The organism is Nocardia asiatica NBRC 100129, assembly GCF_000308415.1.
In the GTDB taxonomy this organism is placed as follows: domain Bacteria; phylum Actinomycetota; class Actinomycetes; order Mycobacteriales; family Mycobacteriaceae; genus Nocardia; species Nocardia asiatica.
The window spans coordinates 1-5,315 of record NZ_BAFS01000389.1 but is presented as its reverse complement, the minus strand read 5'-3'; the positions used below and the strand labels follow the sequence as shown (position 1 = coordinate 5,315).

At 66.7% G+C, this 5,315-nt stretch carries 4 protein-coding genes and 1 pseudogene; 1 reads left to right on the top strand and 4 read right to left on the bottom strand.

The annotated features are described in order from the left end of the window. Positions 1-255, bottom strand: a pseudogene (locus ON27_RS43290) (hypothetical protein); the annotation flags it as partial. Positions 256-653: 398 nt separating this feature from the next. Here ON27_RS43290 and ON27_RS29880 point away from each other — a divergent pair. After that, entirely contained in the window at positions 654-1,538 is an 885-nt protein-coding gene (locus ON27_RS29880; RefSeq protein ID WP_245560325.1) for a D-alanyl-D-alanine carboxypeptidase family protein, read from the top strand. Between the two features lie 167 nt (positions 1,539-1,705). Here ON27_RS29880 and ON27_RS29875 read toward each other — a convergent pair whose 3' ends face one another. The 3 genes from ON27_RS29875 to ON27_RS29865 form a co-directional block, all read right to left on the bottom strand. After that, complete coding sequence (locus tag ON27_RS29875; RefSeq protein WP_043735146.1) at positions 1,706-2,110, bottom strand: hypothetical protein; 405 nt, start codon at positions 2,108-2,110, stop codon at positions 1,706-1,708. A gap of 382 nt (positions 2,111-2,492) precedes the next feature. After that, on the bottom strand, positions 2,493-3,578 hold the full coding sequence (locus tag ON27_RS29870) for a fatty acid desaturase family protein (protein ID WP_051047111.1): 1,086 nt from the start codon (positions 3,576-3,578) through the stop codon (positions 2,493-2,495). A 259-nt stretch (positions 3,579-3,837) separates the two neighbouring features. Continuing rightward, entirely contained in the window at positions 3,838-4,986 is a 1,149-nt protein-coding gene (locus ON27_RS29865; protein ID WP_245560301.1) for a hypothetical protein, read from the bottom strand. Positions 4,987-5,315 lie beyond the last annotated feature (329 nt).

Here is a 5,315-nt window from a genome sequence, read left to right as displayed (position 1 = left end):
GTAGGTCACGTAGCCGCCGAACCACTGGCCGTAGCCCTCACCCGGCGCCGGGACCGGTTCCCGCAATTCGACCATGCAGTCGAACCCGTCGAAGTCGAACTCGACGCCGGTGATGCAGCTGATCTTGCGGGTGGGGCTGACGAACGCGATGTCGGACACCAGATCGGTCACCGGGCCGCCGTCGATCCGCACCGAGCGGAAGCGAGCGAGATCGACCGGCGAACCTTGCCGAACCCACTGGATCCGATCCCGCAAATCCCCGTCCTTCTCCGGCTTCCCCGTCTGCGACGGCCCCGCCCCTACCTGCGACGAGCCCGCCACCGGCTCCGGCTTCCCCGTTGTGACCTGCGCGCATCCAACCGATAGAAGCACCGAAACCACCGCAACCAGCCACCGCATACCGCTCACAGTATCGCTGTGCCGCAACATCATTGCGTCGAAGCCCATCACCGCTGCCCCGCGGCCGACGCCATTGTATTGCTGGGCCACGAGGCGAGGTCGCACGCGGCCAGCGTCGAATTCAACACCTCGTGTATTAGCTGACTACATGCTGATTCCGAGAGGCGCGGTAGTGCAATCCATGAAATACCGCTTTTGTCGAAGTTCGGCGGCAGAATGTCGCTATGCGAAGATTAGCTAGAGTGTTGCTAAGCGTGGTTGCCGGGGTATTGGTCGTGGCGGCGGGGCAGGACATCGCGGCCGCCCCCGCCGCGAGCGACGCCCGAATTCAGTTGCCTTGGCTGACGTCCGAGCTGGACGCCGTGCAGGCGTCGGGAGCGGCGCTGGCAGAGGGAATCACCGGCACGGTGCTGTGGTCGCGACAGCCCGACTCGCCGGTCCCGATCGCCAGCATCACGAAAGTGATGACGGCACTGGTCGTGATCAACGCCGGCGACCTCGACCGGGCCATCACGGTGCCGAGAGAAATCGTCGCCTACTGCACCGAGTACGACGGGAGCACCGCGGGCCTGGTTCCCGGCGAGGTGCTCACCGCGCGACAGCTTCTCTACGCGCTGATGCTGCCGTCCGGCTGCGACGCGGCCTATACTCTTGCCGACGCCTACGGGCCCGGTCGCGACGGCTTCATCGCCAGAATGAACGACACCGCGCGTGAGATGGGCCTGGCGAGAACACATTTCACTGACCCCAGCGGGCTGCCCGCCCCCACCGACCACTCCACCTACTCCACACCGGCGGACCTGGTGGTCCTCGGCCTGCGCGCGATGAGCCTGCCGGAGTTCCGCGACATCGCCAGGTCGAAGAGCTATCACGTGCCCGCCGGCCCGGGCAACCGCGCCCACCTCTGGAAAACCACGAACTTGCTGCTGCGCGACTACCCCGGCGCCATCGGCATCAAAACCGGATGGACCGACGCTGCGGGAACCTGCCTGCTGTTCGAGACGGTCCGGGCGGGAATACCGCTGATCGGTGTGGTCCTGCACAGCTCACCCGACAGTGAAGTCGCCGCGAAGGTCGACGCCGAGCGCATGTTGAATTGGGCCTACGACCCGATCCTGAGCGTGCTGCCGATCGGTTAGCCCGCGAATGCGGCGAGCTGCCTGGTGCCCGCAACGCGGCGACGGCGTGACCCCGGCCTGTCGCACGGTTCCCAACGGCCACGCGGCCGCACTCGGAGTTCGACGGTCGTGGCCGTGTCGCGGGGTCCGGAGAGGACCCCGCGACTGTACCGTGCGAGCCGCATCCGTCAGGCGGCGTCGAGTGCCGCGGTGATCTTGCGGGCCATCGCAGCCACGGCGGGGCTGGGCTCGGCGTTGCGGGGCCTGGCGGCGGCTGAGACGGCGACGAGGACGGTATCGCGGAAGTTGTCGGCTTCGCCCGGATGCTGCTGGCCGAGCAGTCGCATGGCTGCGGTCAGGCTCGGCAGCACGTGGTCGGCGAGTTGGGCGACGGTCTTGCCCGACAGGTGAATGTCCTTGGACTTGGCGGCGAGCACGTGCCCGACCAGCCCGGTCGCCGAGGTCAGGGCGATGGATCCGTGCGTGATGCCCTTGTGCGGGGCACCCGAGGCGGCCATCAGGGACACCGCACCGTAGGCGGCGGTGCGCAGGGTGCTCTTGTCCTGATCGGTCAGGGTAATGGTGTCGGACATGGCGTGTACTCCTCGAAATCGGTTGTGATCGGCGACCGGAACCGTGCCGGCGCCGGTCGTTTTGTTGATGTACACACTGTCGCCGGGCTGGCTGACACCGCGCTGACACACACCTGATACCCCCACTGACACCGCGATCGGCCACCAACCCGCCAACTGACCCGCTGGTGATCACACAACCCGAGATCACGGCATTCTGTGATGCCGCGAGCTGTAAGCAGCCCTGGTTCCCCGGCCGGTTGGATACCTACGAGCAGCGCCTTCAACGACTAGAAGCGCTGTATTGCCGCTGAGCGCGTGGTCGGGCTCATTGATGCCGATGAGCGGCGCAGCCCAACTCCGCAGCCGCCGACTCCGGTGCGTCATGATGCCCAGCTCGGGTTCAACGACTGCGTTGTGGCGACCCGGCACCCGGGTGTCGATCGGGAGTGCGCAGGGGAGCGCCGACGTGGTGCAGGTGTCTCAGCGCCTCGCGGTAAGAGGAGATGAGCCCGGTCTCGTGGTAGGGCACGCCGATTTCGTTGCAGTAGTCGCGGACGATCACCTGGGCGTGCCGCAGATTCGGCGTCGGCATGCTCGGGAACAGATGATGCTCGATCTGATAGTTGAGCCCGCCGAGGGCGAAGTCGGTCAACGCGCCACCCCGCACGTTACGGGAGGTCAGCACCTGGCGACGGAGGTAGTCGGGACGATCGTCGCCGGTCAACGTGGGCATGCCCTTGTGGTTCGGGGCGAAGATGCAGCCCATGTACAGGCCGAAGAGGCCCTGGTGCACAGCGAGGAACGCGAAGGCTTTGTCGGCGGGCAGAACCGCGAACAGTGCGGCCAGGTAGGCGGCGAAGTGGACGAACAGCAGTGCGCCCTCCAATCCGCGGTGTTTGACCGATCGATTCCTGAGCGCGCGTACGCCGGCCACATGAAGGTTCAGGCCCTCCAGCAACAGGAGGGGAAAGAAGAGGAACGCCTGCGCCCTTCCGATGAGACGAGCCAGACCTCGGCTGGACCGTGCCTGCTGTTGTGACCAGACCAGAATGTCGGGTGCGACATCGGGGTCGAGTTCCTCGTGGTTCGGATTGGCGTGATGCCGGGTGTGTTTGTCCTGCCACCAGCCGTAGCCCAGGCCGATGCCGGCATTGCCGACGAGTCGTCCCACGAGTTCTGTCGGCTGCCGAAGCCGGAAGACTTGGCGGTGCGCGACATCGTGCATGACCAGTGCGATTTGAGCGAACGTCACGGCCATGAACCCCGCGACCAGCAGCGTCCCCCACGAATCGCCGACGAGGACGAACGCCGCCCAGCCGGCCGCGAACGCGACTCCGACGAGGCCGAGCCGGACGGCGTAGTAGACGGGACGCCGGTCCATCAGCCCCGCGTCGGAGATCCGGCGCAACAGACGGGCGTAATCACCGTCGGCGCCGCGCTGCGGTGACCGTGGAGAGGACTCGGGGACCAAGGCAGGTGTCGTCATAGATCTTCCTGAGAGCTGAGTCGGAGACGCCACCTCCGTCCGTCGACGATGCCGGCCGGTCGACGTCGGAGCGGGCGCTGATTTCGATACCCCGAAGCTATCGGCCAAATTCTCGTCAGCCGTAACCCTCTGGTATGACGCGGAATAGGACTGCGGTGTGATATTCGATGCCTATCGCGAACCGACGCAGCTGACCGGTTGCCGTCCGACACATCCGCGTCGCCGGACCGGACGTGCGTTCATGCCGCTGATCGTGATGTCATCGACCCGCAGCGGTAGCGGTGTCGCCGTCCTGCCGTTGCCAGCCGCCAGGACGGTAGACCCACCGCTCATCGCTGCCGTCGCGGGCGACATAGGTGGCACCGAACGGAAGGTCTGTGACTTCACCGCTGTAATAAGCCATCCGGAGCATGTCGACGGCCAGCCAGTACGCGTAGTGGGCGGCCGTCGATTCCCACTCCGCGCGTTCGAGTGACCTCATGAAATGCTCGTCGCGGCGAAGAGCGTCCCCGTGCGCGCAAGTCCAGTACAGCACCCGATCCGGGCTGCTGGAGCCGCGCGGTATCAGCTCACGCGCAGCGCCGCACGTGGAACACGGGCCCACCGGGCGGGGTGCGAATCGGTCCATCATCCAGTGCAAGTCGATGATGCTGTGCTCGGTGTCGCGGGCGCCGGTACTCCCGCCGGGGGTCAGGCAATCCGGGCACTGCAACTCTCTGAGGCCGTCCCCGGTATCCGGCCACCCGGCAGGCCACCGAGCGCCACAGCGCATGCACCGGAATTGGCCGCCCGGTGGTGCGGTCGTCGAGAACTGGGTGATGAAACCCGGCTTGTCGCGCAACGGGCCCAGATAGCCCGGATATGTGCCCAATTCTCCGCGTGACCAGGCGCCTGCCCGTTCCTGCGGCCACAGCAGCCCGATGACCTCGCTCACTGCGCGCCGGTCCCATACCGCGCCGGGCCGTGCCGGAAGCCCGGCCGCAATGAGGTGCTGGGCGAGGTCATCGACATCCTCGGCAAAAGACGCGTTCCGCCGAGCGAGTTCCAATACACCGGCCTCGCTGTACCCGGCGCGTATCGCCGCTGGTATATCGGCCCACTGCAACGCGATTCGAATCCGGTCCTGGAGACGGCGCTCGGATTCGGCGCGAACCCGCAGCGCAGCCTGCTCGTCCGCGCTACCCGGCCACCGGTCGACAGAGCGGTCGCCATACACCCGGCGTGGCATCACCGCCAGGGCGCCCGCACCAGGCGGAACCGGCTCCTCCTCGTGGTAGCGACCGCGGTGACGCCCCGCACGCCTATCGAACTCGGCGAACGCCGCCCTCGCCTCGGCAATCGACTGCCTGCTCGGCTTCTGCGCGTCCTCCGGCGGCCGGAACCGCTTCCCGCCAACCTCTTTCGACATCCGCCTCCCCTCCCGCAGCAGCCCACAGATCGTGCAACCGTACCGGCACGTATCCCTGGCCTCGAACCGGGCTCAGCGGGTTGCGGTCTGGAACATCGCGTGTCGGTGAGTTCGCTGCCGCGAAGAACGTCCTCATCCGCCGATGAGCGCGCTTGCGGTCGTGCGCACCTGGCCCGATACAGCAACATGGCGGATCGTGAGCCGCGCGCAGTCTCACCGCGTCCGAACTCGTCCAGCCCTTCCGGATCAGCTCGCCGTATGTCCGAGCGGCAGACGGAATTTCGCGGAGCTGGTGTCCGAACCGGGTTCGGTGTGTCGCGGGTAAGGCT

Excerpts from the sequence above, each read along its gene's own strand:
- ON27_RS29865 (WP_245560301.1), bottom strand. The coding sequence starts at position 4,986 with ATGTCGAAAGAGGTTGGCGGGAAGCGGTTCCGGCCGCCGGAGGACGCG.
- ON27_RS29870 (WP_051047111.1), bottom strand. The coding sequence starts at position 3,578 with ATGACGACACCTGCCTTGGTCCCCGAGTCCTCTCCACGGTCACCGCAG.
- ON27_RS29875 (WP_043735146.1), bottom strand. The coding sequence starts at position 2,110 with ATGTCCGACACCATTACCCTGACCGATCAGGACAAGAGCACCCTGCGC.